At 33.5% G+C, this 21,316-nt stretch carries 24 protein-coding genes and 3 pseudogenes; 24 read left to right on the top strand and 3 right to left on the bottom strand.

The window, feature by feature from the left end; translation table 11 throughout:
* Together CIW83_RS20630 and CIW83_RS20625 are read left to right on the top strand one after the other, a co-directional pair.
* A partial coding sequence (locus CIW83_RS20630; RefSeq protein ID WP_143598606.1) for an N-acetylmuramoyl-L-alanine amidase occupies window positions 1-434 on the top strand: 434 nt, incomplete at its 5' end.
* A gap of 422 nt (window positions 435-856) precedes the next feature.
* Window positions 857-1,348 carry a nucleoside 2-deoxyribosyltransferase gene (locus CIW83_RS20625; RefSeq protein WP_094904324.1) on the top strand — a complete coding sequence of 164 codons (492 nt, stop codon included), beginning with the start codon at window positions 857-859 and terminating at the stop codon, window positions 1,346-1,348.
* Window positions 1,349-1,785: 437 nt separating this feature from the next.
* Here the strand turns inward: CIW83_RS20625 and CIW83_RS20620 are convergent, their stop codons facing one another.
* Window positions 1,786-2,067 (bottom strand): hypothetical protein, encoded by a 282-nt coding sequence (locus CIW83_RS20620; RefSeq protein WP_094904323.1) that lies wholly within the window; start codon window positions 2,065-2,067, stop codon window positions 1,786-1,788.
* A gap of 1,035 nt (window positions 2,068-3,102) precedes the next feature.
* Here CIW83_RS20620 and CIW83_RS20615 point away from each other — a divergent pair.
* The 13 genes from CIW83_RS20615 to CIW83_RS20555 all read left to right on the top strand — a co-directional run bounded on the left by CIW83_RS20615 (window position 3,103) and on the right by CIW83_RS20555 (window position 13,866).
* Window positions 3,103-3,723 carry a DUF5052 family protein gene (locus CIW83_RS20615; protein ID WP_094904322.1) on the top strand — a complete coding sequence of 207 codons (621 nt, stop codon included), beginning with the start codon at window positions 3,103-3,105 and terminating at the stop codon, window positions 3,721-3,723.
* A gap of 538 nt (window positions 3,724-4,261) precedes the next feature.
* Complete coding sequence (locus tag CIW83_RS20610) at window positions 4,262-4,819, top strand: RNA polymerase sigma factor (protein WP_158220195.1); 558 nt, start codon at window positions 4,262-4,264, stop codon at window positions 4,817-4,819.
* The gene (locus tag CIW83_RS20605) at window positions 4,803-5,777 is read left to right on the top strand and encodes a DUF4367 domain-containing protein (RefSeq protein WP_094904320.1); all 975 of its coding nucleotides are present in this window, start codon (window positions 4,803-4,805) and stop codon (window positions 5,775-5,777) included. The genes CIW83_RS20610 and CIW83_RS20605 overlap by 17 nt, the downstream gene beginning before the upstream one ends.
* An 84-nt stretch (window positions 5,778-5,861) precedes the next feature.
* Window positions 5,862-6,293 carry a hypothetical protein gene (locus CIW83_RS20600; protein WP_094904319.1) on the top strand — a complete coding sequence of 144 codons (432 nt, stop codon included), beginning with the start codon at window positions 5,862-5,864 and terminating at the stop codon, window positions 6,291-6,293.
* A 227-nt stretch (window positions 6,294-6,520) separates the two neighbouring features.
* Window positions 6,521-7,408 (top strand): amidase domain-containing protein, encoded by an 888-nt coding sequence (locus CIW83_RS20595; RefSeq protein ID WP_158220194.1) that lies wholly within the window; start codon window positions 6,521-6,523, stop codon window positions 7,406-7,408.
* Window positions 7,405-7,641: a hypothetical protein gene (locus tag CIW83_RS20590; RefSeq protein ID WP_094904317.1), complete on the top strand. Its 237-nt coding sequence runs from the start codon at window positions 7,405-7,407 to the stop codon at window positions 7,639-7,641. The genes CIW83_RS20595 and CIW83_RS20590 overlap by 4 nt, the downstream gene beginning before the upstream one ends.
* Window positions 7,642-7,980: 339 nt before the next feature.
* A complete protein-coding gene (locus CIW83_RS20585; protein ID WP_094904316.1) occupies window positions 7,981-8,463 on the top strand; it encodes a hypothetical protein in 483 nt (160 codons plus the stop codon).
* Between the two features lie 704 nt (window positions 8,464-9,167).
* Complete coding sequence (locus CIW83_RS25045) at window positions 9,168-9,311, top strand: iron dependent repressor, metal binding and dimerization domain protein (protein ID WP_094904325.1); 144 nt, start codon at window positions 9,168-9,170, stop codon at window positions 9,309-9,311.
* 144 nt (window positions 9,312-9,455) lie between these two features.
* On the top strand, window positions 9,456-10,442 hold the full coding sequence (locus CIW83_RS20575) for a class I SAM-dependent methyltransferase (protein ID WP_094904315.1): 987 nt from the start codon (window positions 9,456-9,458) through the stop codon (window positions 10,440-10,442).
* Window position 10,443: 1 nt separating this feature from the next.
* A complete protein-coding gene (locus CIW83_RS20570; RefSeq protein ID WP_094904314.1) occupies window positions 10,444-10,896 on the top strand; it encodes a MarR family winged helix-turn-helix transcriptional regulator in 453 nt (150 codons plus the stop codon).
* Window positions 10,897-10,921: 25 nt separating this feature from the next.
* Entirely contained in the window at window positions 10,922-12,064 is a 1,143-nt protein-coding gene (locus tag CIW83_RS20565) for an ABC transporter substrate-binding protein (protein ID WP_094904313.1), read from the top strand.
* Window positions 12,065-12,066: 2 nt separating this feature from the next.
* On the top strand, window positions 12,067-13,089 hold the full coding sequence (locus CIW83_RS20560) for an iron ABC transporter permease (RefSeq protein ID WP_094904312.1): 1,023 nt from the start codon (window positions 12,067-12,069) through the stop codon (window positions 13,087-13,089).
* Window positions 13,090-13,866: an ABC transporter ATP-binding protein gene (locus CIW83_RS20555; protein WP_094904311.1), complete on the top strand. Its 777-nt coding sequence runs from the start codon at window positions 13,090-13,092 to the stop codon at window positions 13,864-13,866.
* An 87-nt stretch (window positions 13,867-13,953) separates the two neighbouring features.
* On the opposite strand, the gene CIW83_RS25040 is transcribed toward CIW83_RS20555, so the two are convergent.
* Both CIW83_RS25040 and CIW83_RS20550 read right to left on the bottom strand, forming a co-directional pair.
* Window positions 13,954-14,220, bottom strand: a complete 267-nt coding sequence (locus CIW83_RS25040; RefSeq protein ID WP_369819418.1) for a helix-turn-helix domain-containing protein — start codon at window positions 14,218-14,220, stop codon at window positions 13,954-13,956.
* Window positions 14,221-14,235: 15 nt separating this feature from the next.
* Window positions 14,236-14,874 carry a hypothetical protein gene (locus CIW83_RS20550; protein ID WP_201260078.1) on the bottom strand — a complete coding sequence of 213 codons (639 nt, stop codon included), beginning with the start codon at window positions 14,872-14,874 and terminating at the stop codon, window positions 14,236-14,238.
* Between the two features lie 235 nt (window positions 14,875-15,109).
* Between CIW83_RS20550 and CIW83_RS23415 the strand changes: the two genes are divergently transcribed.
* The 9 genes and pseudogenes from CIW83_RS23415 to CIW83_RS20510 all read left to right on the top strand — a co-directional run.
* Window positions 15,110-16,558 (top strand): iron chelate uptake ABC transporter family permease subunit, encoded by a 1,449-nt coding sequence (locus CIW83_RS23415; protein WP_201260077.1) that lies wholly within the window; start codon window positions 15,110-15,112, stop codon window positions 16,556-16,558.
* Between the two features lie 38 nt (window positions 16,559-16,596).
* Window positions 16,597-16,959 (top strand): annotated as a pseudogene (locus tag CIW83_RS24595) (iron chelate uptake ABC transporter family permease subunit); the annotation flags it as partial.
* Window positions 16,956-17,959 (top strand): annotated as a pseudogene (locus CIW83_RS25035) (FecCD family ABC transporter permease). The pseudogenes CIW83_RS24595 and CIW83_RS25035, both read left to right, overlap by 4 nt.
* Window positions 17,960-17,965: 6 nt before the next feature.
* Window positions 17,966-18,787, top strand: a complete 822-nt coding sequence (locus CIW83_RS20530; RefSeq protein ID WP_094904310.1) for an ABC transporter ATP-binding protein — start codon at window positions 17,966-17,968, stop codon at window positions 18,785-18,787.
* Complete coding sequence (locus tag CIW83_RS24590; RefSeq protein ID WP_255374544.1) at window positions 18,787-18,909, top strand: hypothetical protein; 123 nt, start codon at window positions 18,787-18,789, stop codon at window positions 18,907-18,909. The genes CIW83_RS20530 and CIW83_RS24590 overlap by 1 nt, the downstream gene beginning before the upstream one ends.
* A gap of 106 nt (window positions 18,910-19,015) precedes the next feature.
* Window positions 19,016-19,288, top strand: a complete 273-nt coding sequence (locus CIW83_RS20525) for a helix-turn-helix domain-containing protein (RefSeq protein WP_339790204.1) — start codon at window positions 19,016-19,018, stop codon at window positions 19,286-19,288.
* A gap of 607 nt (window positions 19,289-19,895) precedes the next feature.
* Window positions 19,896-20,342 (top strand): hypothetical protein, encoded by a 447-nt coding sequence (locus CIW83_RS20520; RefSeq protein ID WP_094904308.1) that lies wholly within the window; start codon window positions 19,896-19,898, stop codon window positions 20,340-20,342.
* A gap of 134 nt (window positions 20,343-20,476) precedes the next feature.
* Complete coding sequence (locus tag CIW83_RS20515) at window positions 20,477-20,848, top strand: VOC family protein (protein ID WP_094904307.1); 372 nt, start codon at window positions 20,477-20,479, stop codon at window positions 20,846-20,848.
* A 163-nt stretch (window positions 20,849-21,011) separates the two neighbouring features.
* A pseudogene (locus CIW83_RS20510) lies at window positions 21,012-21,316 on the top strand (hypothetical protein); the annotation flags it as partial.

Genomic DNA, 21,316 nt, shown 5'->3' with positions numbered 1-21,316 from the left:
GCATAATAGCAAGTGGAGCATATACAGTTAACAGAGGAACTAAGACGGCAGATTTTGCAGTATTAAGATTAACTAATATGCCAGCGGCTTTAGTAGAGTTAGCATTTATAACTAATGCACAAGATGCTGATATATTAAGAAATAGACAAAATGATTTAGCAGTAGCAGTATCTAAGGGAATATTAAATTACCTTGGAATACCATATCAAGGTGGTGGTTCAACACTTTATAAAGTGCAAGTAGGTGCATTTTCAGTAAAGGCGAATGCAGATAATCTAGCAAATGAACTTAAAGCAAAAGGTTATAGTCCGATTGTAGTTACAGTAGGAGGATTATATAAAGTACAAGTAGGGGCATTTAGTGTTAGAGCAAATGCAGATGTTTTAGCAAATGAATTAAGAGCTAAAGGTTATGATGCAATAGTAGTAGTTTAACAAAAAGGCTCGGGGAAACCTTAGCCTTTTTAAATAATAATGAAGAGCAGCTAAACAAAATATTGAATGAGATTAACTGACTAGTCTTTACTGTTTTAAGATTTAAGATAACAAAGAGACCTTCTAGAAGGTCTCTTTATATAATTGGAGTGTTTTTTTATTTTTAACATGGCTGATTCTAAATAAGAAAGAAACGCCTAATACCATTATATTAATTTAATTGAATTTGGTGAAATAAATATTTAAAATATGGAACAAAATTTAATTTTTTAAACGAACTTGAGAGGAAACTGAGTAATAGAATGAAAATTAGATATTATAATAAAGTCTAGAAATTTTTTACTTTTTGATAGAAAGGTTTAATGTGGTATAATTTTACTGATACTTGAACTTATATATAAGATATAATTAGGAGGGATTCAATGAAGGCATATTTAGCGAATGGATTATTTGGCATGGGAGACAGATTATTAAATTCATTGATAGCATCAGAAATAAGAAAAGAAATAAAGGAAATTGATTTATATGTTCCTCAAGAGAATGATGCTATAAATGATAAGAGTTCATATGCTGATTCTATTACTATTGCAAAAGCTGATATGGATAAACTTAGAGAAAGTGAATTTTTAATAGCAGTAATAGATGGTGTTGAAATAGATAGTGGTGTTGCTGCTGAAATAGGGGCATTTTATATGATGGATAAACCTATTTTTGCTTTATATACAGATGTACGTCAGCAAGGCAGAGATAATAATAAAAAGATTGAAGCACTGATAAATGATAGTACTGAAAATCAATTTATATATAGAAATCTCTTTGTTATTGGCTTAATTAAGCAGAGGGAAGGTAATATATATTCTACGGTAGAGGAACTTGTAGGTGGAATAAAAGAATATTTGAGAAAGCAGGTTTAGAGGATGAGCATGACATCTATGTTGTGGACAAAGAGTTTAGTGTATTAAGTAAGTTTATATAATATGAACTTATTTAAAATTATATACTCCAATTCATAGTTTTATTATTAAATATTATGATTGCTAAAACCCAATATCATTAGAAATACCGTATTATTCAGGATAGAATCTTATGGTATTTTTTATGTTGTATAAAAAGTATTTAATATTATTCTCATGAAGTAAGAAGATAATATTATTTTAAATTCGATAGATTTGTTACAAGTAGACAATATAGAAATAGTCATATTTTATTAAAGATAGACAGTAAAGAAAAAAAGAACTAATAAAAAAAGAGTAGCTGCTCTAGAGGTTCAAACTCAAGAACAGCATAATAAAAAATTTATCTCTAATGATAGTGATTTAATATGCTAGGAATTAATTCAGTGTAAAAATAATTAGCTAAAAATTCTATCTCTCAAATAATCCCAAGCATCTTTAGGAAGCCAGCCATTGTAAGTATTTTTTACTTCTATTACTAGTAAACAATCATTTTTATCAATTGTGGAAGTAAGGTTGCTAGTGATTTCTGAAAGAGATAAATCTGACTTAATTATCCAAGTTGAATCTAAATAATGCCACCAAGCATTGTCGTATGAACTTTCTTTAATTTTTCCATAAAGACTTTCATAATTTTTATCTTTATTTTTTAAGTTACAGGATATTAAATATGATGTCATACATACACCCCCTTATTTAGCTATTGATACCATAGGTAGCATTGGATTAAAAAAACTATACCATTTAAGGTAGTTAAGCAAATGATTTTAGGTGAGAAGATTAGCCAATTAAGAGAAAGAGAAAGTCTATTTTTAAGATATTTGATAAGGAGAGCAAGATTTACTCCTAATTTTATAGTGCAGTAAATGGTCCTAGAATAAGTATAATTATAAAGTTGTATAGTATCTGAAACAGTAGAAGAAGTAGAAACTGATTTGGCGAGAAAATGTCCGAAATATTAGATGGATGGTATGAGATATAAAGAAAGGTTTAGAAAACAGAATGAAACATAAGAAAGAATCGGGGGCAAGCCCCGACTCAATATGGAGATTTAGCATCTTCTACCGAAAAAACCATCACAGTTACAGAAAAGAATTACTAAAAGTAAAAAGAAGAATAATAAGGAATCTCCGTTATCACAATCTCTTCTACCTAATAAATCGCCCATGATAGCACCTCCCATTTTTTATTTTCATTTGGGTGAAAATAAAGGTCCCATAATAGCATATGAAAGATGGTGATAAGTTGTTAATTATATTTTTAATGGGATATATACAGCAGGATATATACCATTTAGAAGGGCGTTTTGATAAGAACTAAGGTTATAAAAAAGCTAATTGCAGATTAAAAATATATAGAAAATAGTATTTCAGGGAACTAGATATGAGATAGACTGAAGTGTAATATGAAAAATTTTCAAATAAAGAGCTTCCTAACTTAAAAATAAATATAGAAATATTAAAATTACAGTTATAGGTAAAGACGAGACTATATAAAATGTTGAGTTAAAAGTAGAAGAAGAATATAAAAAACAAGATGCATCAAATGTGGCAAACTATTATTTATATCAGAATGTAAGGGAGAATATAGGTGTAAGACTAAAAATATTTATGATGCTGAAAGGAATAGTTAACTATGAAGGTGTAAATATGTATAGTAAAAATAGTTGAAATACAGGCTATGTTGTTTTAATATAATGAAAGGAGGGGGTTAATATGAAAACTAAAAGGATAAAATTTATAGCATTATTAGCAGTATTAATAATTATACTATCAATGTTAAGTGGCTGTGCATTATTTAGCAATGAAATTGGAAAAATGAAAGAGGCATTAATGGGAAGAACTGCCATAGTGCAAACCTATGACGAAGAAAGCAATATTATTGATAGCATCAAAGGCAGTTCAATAAGTATTAGTTCAGAAGATAAATTTAATTCTAAAGATGAAGAAGGAAATACCATTAATAAGTCTTCTGTAATAAATTTAACTATAGGTGGCAAATCAATGGTTCATGTTGGTAGCAGCTTAATTCTTTATGAAGAAGGTTTGACTGATATATTTAATGAATATAGTAAAACAGTTGATATTCAAAATATTGGTAGGTCAACCCCCTTTGTTAATAGAATGGTAAATGATATGAAAAATTTTACTACTGGAAAAAGTAGAGTAGTATTGATAAGATCACAATCTGGAAAACCTTTAGCTACATTTGCAGGAAATAAAGTTAGTTATTTTGCAACAGGAATAGACAAGTCTACTGGAATACTAATAGATGGCAAATATCTTTTTATATATAGATGTGATTATACAATTTATGATACTGAACTATTAGAATAAATAATAAATAGAGACTTCAGAAGCTCAGGACAATAGTCCTTGGGCTTTTCTTTATCCAAAGAGGAACTTTTCATGACAACAACACGTTTAATTTTAATGCGCCTAAATGAAGGAAAGCCTATTGTTGACTGTATTGCAGAGCGTACAGATTTCAATAAATCCTAACAAAACCAATGCCGGTGTAAATACGTCAGTTCCTATGAATGCGACTCTAAAACAGTACAAGGAGAATTCCTATTATCCAAGCGAATGTATTCTAATCATCAACTATTCAAAAACCCGTGATGTTTATGCTGCCTTATCGCAAGGTGTGTACCACCTTGTCCTGCTTTCCACTTTTATTCTTCAAGCTTCTCTTTGTTAAGATTATAACAAGATTTTAAATATATACTTGTATAATCTAGTTATTTAGATATATAAAGTGTTTAATAGAATAGATATTAAATGGTTCAAAAGACGGGTATATGTTAATTATAAAACATACTAGAAATAATAGAATTTAAAAACATATAATAGTGTTCACTGGGGGATGAGTGTTTTGATAATTATATTTTTTGGAGAAATGTCGGATGATGAAAAGGATTTAATTGATAGAGTTTTTTCAAAAATGAATATAAAAATGTATAATATTTCTCTTAATATGCTAAGGAACAAATTCGATGCAGAAGAAGCTGTAGCACAAACATTTTTAAAGATTATTGACAATATAGAAAAAATTTCTGCTTTACCATGTCCCCGAATAGAACCTTATTGCGTTATAATATTGAAGAACGAAACAATGAATATTATAAGAGAACGTAAGAAAATTATACATGTAGAGGATGTAGACTATTTTGGCCATATCGAAGGAGATTATGACATTGAAGAAGAATATTTAGAAACAGTAAATAAAGAACAATTACTTTCCTGTATTAATAGACTTTCAGATGATGAAAAATTTTTTGTTCATCTGCGCTTTGTCAATGAAATGAAATTTAAAGATATTTCAGAGCTTTTAGGAATTACTGAAGAAACTGCAAAAAAACGTAGTCAACGCATTTTAAAAAAGATACGATTATATTATAAGGAAGGTGAGAAAAGTGGACAATACGGTTAAAATCGTTTTAAAGGAAGTGTGCGAATTATCTCTTATGAATGATATACAGAAAATGGAGGAATTAGATTTTAATGATATAATATATGAGGTTCTATCGACTGAGCAGATTAATAAACTAGTTAAAAAGATAGATTTATTACCCTTTGAATATAAAAACATCCTTTTCTTTCGATATTATTTTAATAGTACACCTTCTGAAACAGATAAGATATTGAAAATAGAAAACTCTAAAAATAAATTACGTTATATACAAAAAATGCTATCATGCTTTATGGATTTGGGAAATTCATGGATTGATGATAATTCTTTGAAAAAGGCTTGTGAAATAGTTCTTATAGAAGATGCAAAAAACTATGATAATATTGAGATATTACATCAACCTAACTATTCTAAGAACTTCAGGCGAAAATTAAAACATATTAAGATTAGACAAGTCCCTAATAAAAAATTTATGTTAACAGCTAAAAGAGTAGCTATTATTATACTTGTATGTATACTGAGTTTCACTACTGTATTGGCGGTTAATGTAGAAGCGCGTGAAAAGATGTTTGATTGGATTATTGAGGTATTTGAAAAGTTTAGCATATTTACCCCTCAAGATATAGATAAACACAATAATTTAGCAGAACCAATATCACTTAAGGTTAACTATATTCCAAACGGATTTAAATTGGAAGATACACAAGAATTTAAAAGAATGCTAGTTTATAACTATTCATCGGATAATAATCAAGAGTTAATTATAAAGTTATTTGCTTCTGATAGAAAAGGTAAATCATATTACGATACTGAGAATACTGAAATAGAAGAATTTATTTTTAAAGAGTCTCAGGCATTTACTTGGCAAACCGATAAAATGACCTATTTAATATGGTATCAGGATGATATTGAATGCCATATTTCAGGAAACCTAAGTAAGGATGAGATTATAAAAGTTGCAGAAAATATTTCAAAGTAAAAAATAATTTAAAAAACATGTCCCTTTTTTCCTTCTTGTGCGTTATATAGGTAAGAACCTAAATATCAGGAAGGAGGATTTTTAATGAAACTAGAAAAATTGGGATTAACAGTAATAGCTCTTTCATTGGCGATTGGGGGTGGTATGCCAAATATGTCTTATGCAATGGAATCAAAGAAACAGGCATTAATAGATGTTAATTATCATATAATTACCCCTTTTTGGAACAGTATCAGTGATATTTCTCCAGATATTTCAGCAGAGGGTACTACAGTTTACTCAGAGGTATACGTAAAGGCAAAAAGTTCTTCTGGTTCAATTAGCGGAACAATGTATTTAGAGAAATATACCTCTAGTAGATGGACAACTGTAACGTCGTGGAGTTTAAAGGGAACTGGTAGTGCATTTGCATCTAAAAGTTATAGAGGAACTTTAGGAACAGAATATCGTACTAGAGTTGTAGTTACTGTGGATGGAGAAAGAGCTGAAGCTATTTCAGGTACATTAGGGATTTAAACTTTGAAATATAATATCTGAGTGGCTTATGACTACATTTATTTTGTTATATGAGCCAAAGATGAAAATACATTTAGGGCATTTTGCGAAATAGTATCATTTATTTGGTTGCTATAGGAGGGATAACGAAGTTGAAGGGGTGATTCCAATGGTGATTTAAAACAGATGGGTAATAGTTGGCGTATAACAAATTATTACTAACAATAAAGCATGAAAGGATGAATATTATGAAAAAAATAAAAATTAGTTTAATTCTTTGTTTTATTCTCTTAATTTCAACAGCTGCTTATGCTTATACCCCATTTGAAAATCGCGATAATCTTGACAACATCTATCAAGAACTTAGAGAACAGATAATTGAAGATTATTCTGCAATTTACGCACTAGACAACTTTTCGTATGATTATAGCGTAAGAGAAGAAGGCAGTATAAAGTATATTGATATGAACATTCATACAGATATGACTTTAACTAGACCTCCATCTGATAGTCCGTTTATACAAGGATTGAATGATGCATTTGTGAACGAAACAATAGAAGATAATAAAATCGCCATACAAAAGGAAATTGATTTTTATACAGAAAATATAGAAATGTACTATAATAAGCCATACGCTTCAACATTCACTTACACAATAGCTATTAACGAAACGCAAGATGTCGGATTAGATGCTGGATTAACAAAAGTTAATAATAATTACGAATTGTTTTATAGAAATGATACTTCAGAAGAAATTATCTTGATAAGAGTAGATGATTTAGCGGAAGTAGAAAATGAAAGTCTTGCCAGACAAAGCGGATATAATGCAGCACAGACAATAGTGAATCGAGTTCAAGCAGAAACAAATTCTATTCAACCTTTTGCATCATTTACTTATGATAGATTAGCAGCAAGAGATTGGGCAAATAATAACGCTACTAGCGCTTCGGAATTTCCTTCAGCAAATGTTTCAGGCACAGATTGCGCTAACTTTGTGTCAAAGGCACTTAATGCCGGGGGAATACCTGAAGATAAAAGCGGTAAATGGTATAGGCAAGCACTTGGGGTGGCTGGCCGGGCGACAATTGGTTTAGAACAGGATACTATAATAATGGTGGGGTTGTTCCATACATGACTGGTAAAGGATATTTTTATAAAGAGACTAACGACAGCAAGGTATTTGCTGGAAGCATAATGAATTGGACAGCAACTAGCCATGTAGCATTGGTGACGTATGGAGACACTGTTAAAATTATGTACGCACAGCATGGTGCAGTAAATAATAAAAATAATGTGTATCGAGATGCTAATGGCGTATATGTTTCTAACGTTAATTTTTACATGCCTTCAACCTCTATTATGAACTAAATTTATATTTTACAAAGCTGGGAAATGAAAGCAAAAAGTGTTTTAAAAGGGATTGCTGTATCAAAATTCAGTAGGGCTTTGATATAGCAATCTCAAGCCTTGATTTATATGACCAAAATTGAGAGTAGCACATCATTACCAAATATGAAAGTATTATCAGGAGCATAGCTACTTATGATAAAAGACTTAAAACGCTGATTCTCAGTGATAATCTGAATACGTATTTGGTTGATAATTCTATGGCCATAATTAAAATGGCATTTATTTGTGTATATGGGTGATATAGCAAATGTGTTTTATGTGCCACTAAAAAATTATTTTGTACAACTGGAGGTTATTATGAAAAAGCTAATAATTCTATTACTTGCTATGGTGTATGTACTTGCACTAGTGGGATGTACCCCAAAACGAGAACAGTCTGAACCTGAATCCTTAGTAGGATATATAGTTATTGAAGACAATACATTATATTTAGATATGGTTGAAGTGATTACACTTGAAGATATTGAGAGAATAACAGAGCTTGGATTAAACCAGCAAGATGATTTTCCGAATGGGTACTATATTTACAATTCAGATACGGAAAAAGATACGTATGATCTAACAGATGAAACAGTATATACCTTTGTTGATTCAAACCTCCTTTTTGTAAATGATGAAGGTGGTGACAGGTCTTATACTACGACAAAAAAAGAGGAATTTATTGAACATCTGAGTACATCATATTCTGATTTGCCTCCAGCTCAGAATGTTCCTTTCTTTATTCAAGTGAAAGACGGTAAAGTAATAAGTATTACAGAAAAATTTGAATTTACGATTTAGCTAAATGAGGATGTTTAGTTTTTAGTATAAAGAGTATGTAAATAGCTTTGTGCTTCTATATAAATCATGGAATACTATCCTCATAAGAATTATAGAATTGTACTGAATTAACAATTTTACTAATTTAGATTTGTTTTGCCAAGTCTATTAATTTTTTATGCATCAGAAACTGATGTTTTAGCAATAGTTTAATAATGTAAGGGTGTACCTTTTTAAAAAGGTTTCTAATTTTAATTTTGGATTTATAGCAATAAGACTAGCCCTTCAGGCTGTTTTTAAGCCTATGATCCATTTTTATTATTATGAATTTAACTTTATTCATATTTATAGATGTTTTTCCATTCTTCCATCAAAGAATATCATTAGTTGGTTTAATATTGAATCCCAATTCCTATACTTTATGTTTATGATAGCCTAAAAGTATCCCAAATTCTATCCGTTAAAAAAGGGCTACACCCTCCAACGGAATATTACTGCTATCAATATGAAGACATACATCACCTAATAAATGTTAATAGTTCTATTAATGCTCGATTGTATTTTCAGTCGGGCATTTTTGCAATTCCCATCGTAGTAGTAGCTAAAGGGATTGCCGCCCGAAAAGGGATGAGAATGTGAAACTTAATATCAGTGGAATCAAGTGGTTGTATAGAATTAACAGAGAAGGGTACTATAGTTGCTAAAAATATCTATGAAAACATAAAATTTTAACAGAATTTTTTACTACTGTAGTCAAAGTATCTCCTGAAATAGCAGAAGAAGATGCATGTAGAATAGAGCATGTAATTAGTGATGAGACTTTCCAAGGTTTAAAAAGAATTTTGGAAGATAATAGTGATAATTTATAGATAAAATACCATTTAAATTGATTAGAGAATAGTTATTGATTTAATATAAAAATAATTGTATGCTTGACATACAATTATTTTTATTGTATCCTATGTATACAATATGTAGTTAGCCAAAGCTAACGAGGGAAAGAGGGTGTTAAATTGGATGCACAGATTACCCCAAATATCTATTATGAAGTTCTCAATCAATATCAATCTGCGCAGCTTCTATTTGAGGCAATTAAGTTAGATGTTTTTTCTTACTTAGATAAGCCAACAACAGCAAAGGAAATTGCTAATGAGACAGGATATGATGAACAAAATGTGGAATTGCTTTTACTTGCACTTTCATCATGCAGCTATATTGATAAGGAGAACAACAGTTATTGTAACACAAAGGCTGGAGTAGAATATTTGTCAAGGAAAAGTCCCAACTATATCGGACAAACAATTATATTCCGCGAAACCATGACTTCACTTTCTGATATTGGAATCAAAGTTAAACATGGTTCTGAAAAAGAGGCTGGCATTGGATACGATTTTGCTACTTTAGCAGAAGTTACCGTTCCTGAAATGTATGCTACTGGTCGGGTAGAAAATTTTGTTTCAGAAATAAAAACTATCTTTACTGACAGGACGAAGCAGTACAAAATCCTTGATTTAGGTGGAGGTTCCGGCATACTAGCCATTGAGTTTACTAAAAACTATCCCTATAGTAAAGCCTATGTATTTGAATTTCCCAATGTAGCAGTTACAACTAAAAAGATTATTACTCAACACGATATGGGGGATAGAGTTTCGATTTTGACTGGTGACTTTAATACTGATAAGATTGGCAGCTCTTATGATATGGTTATAGCTTCTGGTATATTAGACTTTACCACAGATGATTTAGATAGTTTTATGTCAAAAATCTCGGAATCTCTATTGGATAAAGGATATCTCCTTTTAATAGGACGATACTCAGACACAGAAGGATATACTCAGGAAAATATATTAGGCTGGCTTTCAGGATATATGGATGGGATTAAGCCTTCCCCAACAAGAAGTCGGGTTGAGAATGCACTGAGTAAGGCACAACTTCAACTTGTTCGTTCAATTCAATCCGGGCGATTTCAAGGTTATCTATATAAGAAAGTGATGGTGTAGTATGGAAGGATTAGGAATTGAAGTTATAAATGCTTTTATCACTCTTACAGAGAATATTGCAAATAGCAGGACAAATATTTTGAATTTTGGAAGCGAGGATATGACCTTTTATCGTGGTGAAATCCATATTATCAAGATGGTCGGTGATTATCCGGGGATTTTTAGCTCAGAGATTGCCAGGCGTTTTGGTATTACCCGTGCTGTTGTTCATAAAACTCTACTCAAATTAGAAGAACGGGATCTTGTAATAAAAGAGCAGGATGATGAAAATAGAAAACGTCATAATTTGTTTTTGACAGAAAAGGGGCAACTAGCCTATCAGTATCATGAAGAGTATCACAATCAGCATGATAAATCCTTATTTGATTATGTGGATGGATTACCTAGTGATCAATTAGAGGCAATCAAGGACTTTTTAGAACATGCAAATAATTTAATTCAAAATCATGCGTGAAATATACATAAAATAGGAGGGAAAAATGAAAAGACAAATTATTATTTTGCTGTTGGCTATTGTAATGTTATACTCAGTGGCTGGTTGTGGTAGAGATATACAGCAAGAAAGCAGTCAAACTGAAACAAATATAGACATCACAAACAATGAATCAGATGAGGATATACAATCTCAGGTGAGGACAATAACAGACTTGGGAGGCAATGAAGTAGAAATTCCTGCAGTAACGGAAATTAGGCATGTGGTTGTCATTACACCGCCAGTTACTTCAGTTTTGCTTGAAGTTATACCTGACACAGATATGATTGCGGGACTTAGCCCAAAAGCTTTTGTATATTCTAACGAAGATGTTATGGAAAAGTTATTCCCTAATTATAAAGATGTTGAAACAACCTTTGTTGGTGACGATTTTTCTATCAATACCGAAGCACTTCTAGCACTGGATCCGGATATTATTCTTTATTATGGGGAGATACAGAAGAAAGGTCTTGAAAATATTGGACTTCCTATTATTAACTTCTTTTCACCTAAATTGACCGACCCTAAAGATGTAACAGTTGCTTGGGACAATCTGCTGCGTCAGATCTTTGAGGTAGATGACAGTGAAAGCCTTGAAAAGGAATGGGAGTATTTTGATACAAAAGTTGAAGAAATCTTAGCAGGACAGACTGAAGAACCAAAACGTGCTTTGTGGATGTTTAGCAATGTTAGTGGTAGTTTGGTTGTGGCTGGCAGTAGTTCGTTTGACGCTTATGCAGAAAGTTTTTTTGAAAAGGCTGGTATTGTGAATGTGGCAACCGGTATAGAGGGAACTACCGAGGTGGATATGGAACAAATCTATGAGTGGAGCCCTGATATTATTTTTGTATTCCACAATGTATCAGCACAAAGGTATTTGAATAATAGTATAGAAGGACAAGATTGGTCACTTTTAGAGGCTTGGAAAAATCAAGCTATTTATGATATTCCGCAGACAGCTTATTCATGGGGTGCCCCTTGTGCGGATTCTCCGCTAATGCCCTCGTGGTTGATTTCAAAGGCATATCCTAAACTCTATAGTGAAGAAGAGTTCCGTACCGAATTAGTCAGATATTATGAGCGATTACATAATGTTACTCTGACAGAGGCGGATATGGATTCGATTTTGAGTTTAAGGAATATTCAATAGGTATGGATAGAACTGTCAGAAATCAATATTTAACAATTATAACTCTGCTTGGTATTTTACTAGTGCTAGCAATAGTGGGATCTATGATTTTCGGAAGATATGAAATGAGTTTGGTGGATATTGGTAATGTAATTAAAAATCGAATAAATGGAACCTATGACGATAAATTTAAAATTATGGATCATGTGTTGATAAACGTCAGACTTCCGAGAATATTATTAGCTGGATTGGTGGGTGCTGGATTATCTATATCTGGTGCCGCCTTACAGGGGACATTCCAAAACCCATTGGTAAGCCCTGACCTATTGGGTGTATGTGCAGGAGCTGGATTTGGTGCAGCACTAGGAATACTGCTTTTTCCTGACGACAGTGTGCTTTCGTCCCTGCTTCCCTTTGTATTTGGGATTTCCACTATTCTATTGGTGTTCTTTCTTGTAAATGGACAAAGTAGGAGAGAAACACTATCCCTTGTATTATCGGGCATTATAGTATCATCAATTTTTAATGCACTTACATCACTTATAAAATATGTGGCTGATACAGGAGACAAACTACCTGCAATAACCTTTTGGCTTATGGGTAGTTTCTCCAACACCACATACACCCATATAAAGATTGCAATCATTCCCGCATCAATAGGTATTATAGGCTTGCTGGTCTTACGCTGGAAAATCAATCTATTATCCCTTGGAGATGAGGATGCTTATACAATGGGTATCAATCCTGGGCGTACACGTTGGCATATAATTATTTTTTCCACACTGGTAACTGCAGCTTGTGTGACAGTATCAGGTATAATTGGCTGGATTGGCCTTGTTATTCCCCATATATGCAGACGAGTTGTAGGTGTTAATCATGGTAGACTGCTTCCAGTCTCTTGCTTAATGGGTGCGGTATTTATGATACTGGTTGACAGCATAGCAAGGAATCTGACAACAGCAGAAATACCCATTGGAATTTTAACTGCATTAATTGGAGCCCCTTTCTTTGCAGTAATTTATAGGCAATCCAAAGGAGGAACGTAGATGTTATTAGAGGTTAAAGACGGAACATTTTATTATGATTCAAAGACACCTATATTAGAAAACATCAATTTTAAAATGGGGCCAGGTGAAACCATGGCTGTTATGGGGCGTAATGGAGTTGGAAAGACAACATTGATTAAATGTATTGCGGGGATATTGAAATGGAAAAGTGGTTATTCAATTGTTGCTGGTCAAAAAAGCAACAGCAACAAACCCATTGGTGAGATTGGATATGTTCCGCAGGCACATAAAGCTTCCTTCTCATATTCTGTCCGGGATATGGTTGTATTCGGGAAAGTAGGTCACAATTCATATTTTGCAGTTCCACGGAATGAAGATTATCAAAAAGCAGATAAGATTTTAGAGTGTATAGGCATTGCGGATTTAAGCGATAAACGGTGTAATGAATTAAGTGGTGGACAATTACAACTTGTTTTTATCGCAAGGGCATTGGTAAACTCCCCCCAGCTTCTGATATTAGATGAGCCAGAAGCCCATTTAGATTTTCGTAATCAATTAAGGCTATTAAAGTTGATAAAGAACGTTGTCTCTGAGCAAAATATATCTTGCATTATCAATACCCATTATCCCAATCATGCAATCAGGATAGCTGACAAATGCTTTTTGCTGGGGGATAATGATTATCAAGAAGGAGTGGTACAGGAGGTAATGACAGACTCAAATATCAAAAAGTATTTTTCCGTCCGTTCTCAAACACTATATACTACTTACGAAGGTATGCAAATCCCCACTTTCGTCTTTTTAGATGAAGTTTAGCATATATTCCATTTGAACTGCATGGCCAAAAGGCGGCTTTGATTTTATTTCAAAGCCGCCTTTTACTTTACATAGAGTTGGATTTTCCTATTTGCATAAGTCCCATGGAGTAATACCAAACCTTTCTTTGAAAGTTTTTGAAAAGTGGCTTACATTTGTATACCCTACAGCAAAAGCTGTTTCGCTTACATTATGCTTTCCAGCCTCAAGTAGAGAGAAAGCTTTTTCAAACCGTTGTTCACGAATGAGCTCATATACTGTTTTTCCGAAATATTGTTTAAATGAACGTTTTAACTTACAATTATTCATCTGTATTATGCGGGATAATTCTAGTAATGTGGGAGGAGATTCCAACCTGTTTAATAGAATTTAACGGGCATACACCAAACGCTCCATATCAGTTTTTGACGGTTGATTAAGGGGATATTTAGAACAATCTTCGCAAAGTAATCTTTCAATATTTATGGACATCAGTTCTAAAATATAGCTTTCAAGTAACAGCTTGTTGAGATTGTCTGATCCTTCAGCAAAACATAAATCTAGTTTTCTTATAATACTCTCTTCTCGTGCATCACCTTTAAAATTGCAGCAATGGTACGCACCTTTTTGAAATAAACTAAAATCGATATTGTTTTTACCGCAAACTGCTTCACAAAAGTTGTCAAAGGCACTGGAGCTAACCCAAATAGAGTATAACTGTATTTCTTCATCTCTATCGTACTTAGAATGACAACTAGTTTGTCCTAGAAAACCTAAGGATGAATAGCCTGGTCGTAGTTCCACAGGGATGTTATTTACTTTTCCACAAATGTAATTTTTTCTGCTATAACTTAATTCAAATACAGGAGATATAGTTCCAGATCTTCTCTCTGCTTTATCCGGTAATATGCCTGAGGAAATCATGATATGTACATCCGGTCTTACAGTGATGATCTCTTTTGCAAATATATTGGAAGATTCAAACTTTAACGGTAAATATGATATTCTATCACTCCTACATTGCTTCATATTTATCTACTGTAAAGTAGAACAGAAGACATCATCTACTTCCATTATAGTTAGCTATAGCTAACTGATCAAGAACTACATTTTATGTTGGGAAAATTAATTTTGATTATGGCTAACGGAAATCTGTTTAAATTCTCAAAACTTTTATAAAGAGTGGGGTTCCGTCTGTAGTAAGATTATTATAGTTGAGGATATGAAGGGTGATGTTGAAATTCCTGCTAATCCAGAGCGCATTGTGGATGTTTCGGGCTCTGCAGACGAGCTTATTATTTTAGGAATGCCTTTTGTTGCCTCGGCCAATACCAGCATGTTTGACGGTGTAACGGTGCCGGAGTATCTTCAGGAATACTTTACTAAAAATAACGTAGATACAGTAGGAAATTATTCTGGCGCAACTTCATCAGGAGATATTAATCTTGAGAAAATCGCAGAGCTTAACCCAGACCTTACTATCATGAACATTCGCCATGAAAAGGTATATGAACAGCTGAAATCTATTTCACCTAGAGTTATGCTAAGCGATGACATGGGTTTTGTTAACTGGAAAGGATGTTTTCAGCAGCCGGGAGAGTGGTTCGGTAAAGAGGAAATTGTAGACAACTGGCTTGAAAATTATGATGCAAAGGCTACAGAGCTTGCCGCAAAGGTAAAGGAAGTAGTAGGAGATGAAACTTTTGCAGTCATAAAGGCTAACTCAGTATATTTTGGATCCTACTATGTTTATAGAACAGGTGGCCCAGGAGAACTAATCTTTGAAGCGATGAACCTTCCTCCTTCTGGCGGAATCCCTAAGGATGTATGGGGAGAGGTAGTGGATGCAGAATATTTCTCAAGAATCGATGCGGATCATATATTTTTCTTCAGCGATGATGGGAAGGTGGGAGATAGGATGAACAGTCCTACTTGGCAGAGTCTGAAAGCAGTTAAAAATGAAAATATATACTATGGTGTGAACAATGTGCAGTATGACATGGCCTATACCCCTAATGGCAAACTAATTTATATGGAGAAAATGGCGAATGCATTATCAATCACGCAAATGTGGAATAAGGAAAATATGGAAAAGGAAAGAAATTCTGTGAAGATTAAAGTAGCTTTTGCAAGATGGATACGCTCAAAGACTGGATACTCACTATTTTTATTAATATTGGTCTTAATATTGCTGATGTCTATCCTATTATTCGTTAACATTGGAGTCGCTGGAGGAAATCTAAACATACAGTTACATACACTTACTTATAAAGGCAATCCTTCCGAAATAGGAAGAGTCATGCTGGAAATGCATATGCCTAGAGCATTGGCCGTCTGCTTTACTGGAGCGGCCCTTGCTCTTGCAGGTGCTGTTATGCAGGGGATCACAAGGAATCCATTAGCTGATTCTGGTCTTTTGGGAATAAATGCAGGAGCAAGTTTTCTTGTTTCCCTTACTGCTGTTTTTCTTCCATCAATATCGGCTCTTAGTATGATGTTTGCAGCATTTATAGGGGCGGCCTTTGCGGTACTGATAGTATATGGTTTAGGCATGGGGAAGGGAAAATCTGATTTAATTCAGTTGATTTTAGCGGGTTCAGCTGTTTCCACTCTGTTAACTGCTTTGAGTCAGGGGATTTCTCTGGTTTTTGGTCTTTCAAAATCTTTATCCTCTTGGACGGCTGGAAGTTTGTCAGGAATTACATGGCAGTAGCTTATTATAATAATTCCTTGGATTAGTTCCTTTCCTCCCAATTATCAATATTGGCTCTAGGTGAGGAAAGTGCTGCTGGACTTGGAATAAATGTAAAATTAGTTCCACTTATGGGTATGGCTGTAGTTTTGATTATGGCAGGTGCTAGTGTTTCTTTGATAGGAGGAATTTCCTTTATAGGATTAATAGTGCCACATTCAGCTCGTTTTATTGTTGGTACAGATTACGGAAGGCTTTTGTCCGTGTGTGTGCTGTTAGGTGCAATATTATTGGTACTTGCTGATATAGTGGCTTGTACTATCAATGCTCATTTTGACACTCCTGTAGGGGCACTAGTTTCAGCAATTGGTGTTCCCATATTTCTGGCGTTGGCGTATCGGAAGAAAGGAGCGATTATATGACGAAACAAAGCAGACAACGACTATTACTATGGTTTCTTCTGATGGCAGTTTTTATTGTCATACTTTTATCTGTAAATTTGAGATATTCCAAAATTCCTTATGGATATGTCATTGATAGTTTACTTAATCCATACCTTGTGGATTCATCTACCGTCCTTTTGCAGATTTGCCTTCCTCGTATCATCCTAGCTTTCCTATGTGGAATGGGATTAGCATTATCAGGATGCATACTGCAAGCTGTGATAGGAAATCAGCTGGCTGATCCGGGGATTTTAGGAATAAATGCTGGAGCAGGATTTATGGTTATGCTATTTCTAACTCTTTTCCCTTCTTTACACATCAGTACAATGGTACATCAGCCTATTTTTGCCATGATTGTAGGCCTTTTAGTGGCATGGATTTTATACGTTTTTTCCAAACGAAAGGAAAAGTAAGACCTTCTTATCTTCTGCTAGGAGGCATTGGTGTTTCTGCAGGTTTTACTGCAATTATGACTATTATGGTTTCCGATATGGATAATAGCAGCTATCAGTTGGTGGCTAGATGGTTGTCGGGAAACATATGGGGAACTAGCTGGCATCAATTAAAAGAGCTGATTCCTTATCTTTTAGTCCTTATTCCAATTCTTTTTACTAAGGCTAATGTTTTGGATTTACTTCTTCTGGGTGAGGAAACTTCTTTAGCATTAGGTGTTAAGGTAGAGAGGGAAAGAAGAATCTTGTTGATTGTTCCCGTTGCATTGGCTGCAAGCTGTGTTTCTGCCAGCGAGGGGATTAGTTTTATTGGTCTAGTAAGACCACATATTGCAAGAAGGTATATAGGAGCAAGACATCATATGCTTATTCCTACTTCAATGCTAATAGGAGGTTTGCTTTTACTCATAGCTGATACTATTGGACGTTCTCTATTTCAGCCAATTGAAATACCAGTTGGAATTGTCATTTTTGTTCTGGCTGCACCATATTTTTTGTATTTGCTTCGAAAGCAGATAGAGAGGTGAAATATAGTGGAATATTGCATAAAAGCCAGCAAATTATCTGCTGGATATAATGGAATTTTAGTTTTTACTGATTTTAATATAGAGATTCCTAAAGGGAAAATTACAACGCTGATTGGCTCCAATGGTTCGGGAAAATCTACTATTCTTAAAACTATGTCCCGATTAATTGCTCCTACCGAAGGCGTAGTATGTTTAGGGGGAAAGTCAATTCATAGTATGCCAACTAAGTTAGTGGCACAAAATTTGGCTCTTCTTCCTCAAGGAGCACAAACCCCCTCTGGTATTACTGTGGCTGACTTGGTAGAGTATGGAAGATTTCCATACCGAAGTAAGATGTCAGGGCTTAGCTTAGAATATAAGAAAATTATTAAATGGGCGCTAGCTTGTATAAACATGAAAGAGTTTGCTGATAGGGAGATGGATCAACTTTCAGGGGGGCAGATACAGCGTGGATGGATTGCCATGGCATTGGCACAGAAAACTAATATCCTATTTCTTGATGAGCCTACTACTTATCTGGATATTTCTCATCAATTGGAAACGTTGTATCTATTACAACAATTAAATATAGAGCAGGGAGTCACTATTGTTATGGTTCTCCATGATTTAAATCATGCCATAATGTTCTCTGATTATCTTATAGTTATTAAGGAGGGGAAGGTGCATAGCACTGGTTCCCCGGAAGATGTAATTATACCTCAAACTCTCCGAGAGGTTTTTGATGTAGGGGCAGAGGTGATTCGCCATCCTATTTTAGATGTACCAGTATGTCTTCCCTATGGAGTAGGCGGTCAAGTATTAGGTAAGGGGAAGGAGAGAAAAACTTAGTGAATACCTATAAGAGATTATTTAAATATGTTCCAGAAAAATTGAAACGGCAACATAGTCGAGAAGCAACTTTTTCAGATTTGTCTGCAAAAGGAGATGGAACAGCTTTACACAGAAGATAAATACTTTGTTACTGAGCAGATTTTCAATATTCCAGGGCTTGATGTCATTGTTATAGATGATATTATTATCGAAGTTTTACAAAGTTTACCTAAATATAAAAGAGATATTATCCTGCTTTCCTATCCTCTTATCGTATTGGCCGTAAATGGTGATGTGGATGCTATTAATGCCGTTCTGAAACATTATGAAGGGTATATAGCTGCATTGTTTACAAGGCAACTTTACGATGAAAGTGGTAATTCGCATTTATGTGTGGATGAGTTACTACACCGCAGATGTGGAACAAATGAGTTAAATGATTGGAATGAGTACAAAAACAGCTTGCAGATTACTTCGAGAAAACAAAATCCAACATTTCAAAATTGGAAGAACTCATAAAATTCCAAAGTTCGGTATTCTACTTTATATAAATATAGTTTGAAAATCTACTGAATCACTGGTGAAATCCTTTGAAGATTTACTTATAAAAATGCATCTCGAACAAAATAGAAACAGAAAGTTTTGCGGTGATTGCTACTGTCAAGATTATTGTTGTTTATGAATATTACCCGCTAAGCAGGTGGTCATGATTTTGTACCTAAAATTGAAAGGAGGAACAGAATTGAACGCAAAAGTAATCTCCATAGCCAACCAAAAAGGTGTCGTTGGCAAAATTATTTATGATAAGCTAAAATTGGTTTTTTACAAGGTTAGTTGAAAGACAATATATCGTCACTTGATTAATAGGATTGTTACTTTAATTTCCTATTAAATATCAATTAAATTCAATTATCTATGGAAAGAACCAAATTTCTGTTCAGAGTAAATTTGTCTAAAAAGGGATTGCCTTTCCAATAATATAATGCTACTTTTATTAAGTAAGGATTAAAATAGACATTTAATGTGAAAAAAATTTATTTTACTTAAAATGATCTACTAAAATAATGAAAAAACATTAGAAGTATTGAAAAGTACTACTTGATTTAAAGAGGGGAATGGGGATGAAATGAATAGAAATAGAGAGCGTACATCTGATATTATTAAAATCCCTTTCAGATATGCGCCACAATATGCATTCATAATAGGAATCCAAAAGGTGCTAGAAGGTGTAGTTCCTACGATACAAGTTATAGTAACAGCTAAGTTTTTGGATACTGTTTTAGCTATAGTATATAATTCAAAGAACTATAGTGACATATTTGTACCATTAAGTTTAGTGATTTTACTTATAGCTTATTCTTGGACGGCATCACAGCTGAGCAAATTTGTTGATGTAAAATTAGAGATGAAATTTAGAGAAAATTTTAGAACTGATATTACAAAAAAGAGGGCTAAGTTAAAATACAGCCTCATTGAAAATAATCATACTTGGGATTTGACTTGCAGGGTTGCTAAAGAGCCAATAAGGTTTCATGATCTTATGCATACAAATGCTACCTTATTATTAGAATAGAATGTAAACATTAAATGGTTAAGCGACTGGTTGGGTCATAGTACCATTAATACTACTGTAGATATATGAAATGAATAAGGAATCTTAAAGAATTAAGACATAATAATATAATAAAAAAATTGGAGGTTGGTAATATGAAGTTTTGTTGGAGTACATTGACAGTTAGAAATATGGAGGAATCAATTAAATTCTATGAAGATATTGTAGGACTTAATGTGGATAGGAGATATCCAGCAGGTCCAGATGCTGAAATTGCTTTTTTAGGTGATGGTGAAACAAAGGTAGAATTAATTTGCTACAAGGGTAAAGAAGATATCAATATTGGTGAAGATATCTCATGGGGATTTATTGTGGATTCAGTAGATAAGAAAATAGAATTCTTACAAGAGAAGGGTATAGAGATTTTGGATGGTCCATTTCAACCTAGCCCACAGGCTAAGTTTTTCTTTATATCGGATCCCAATGGTCTTAGAATTCAGTTCTTTGAAAATGTTAAGGAGAAATAAAACATGGAAGGGCTGTCGGGAAGTAGCTCAGTAAAAAATCAGTATATTCTTAAGGGAGTGTACTGATTTTTTTATAAAAAAGAAAAAAGATGGCTAATCATAACCATCTTTCCTCCGTTACAGTGTATACTGCAACTACTATGAACAATACATATTATAACCAATGCGTTCTCTTGAAGAGGGTTATACAGAGGAAGAAATCAAGGCTATCATTTGCGGAGAAAAGCCGCTTGTTGATAGAAAAAAAGCAAAGGAAAATTCACACTCTTGCATCAAATTTTTAATGGAAAATAATCTGCTTAGTTATGAGGATTTAAGGAAAAAAACACAGACTGTTGCCAATAATTTTAATCAATTATCGGTTCAAATTAAAGCCACTGAAAAGCGTATGACAGAGATAGGAAATCTAAAAACTCATATTGCCACCTTGCCTTGCTTGCTAAATAAAAAAAGAAAGCACCACAAACC

The sequence above is a fragment of the Tissierella sp. P1 genome (assembly GCF_002266425.1).
GTDB lineage: Bacteria > Bacillota > Clostridia > Tissierellales > Tissierellaceae > Tissierella > Tissierella carlieri.
The sequence above is the reverse complement of the archived record's forward strand: the minus strand, read 5'-3'. Positions and strand labels throughout refer to the sequence as shown.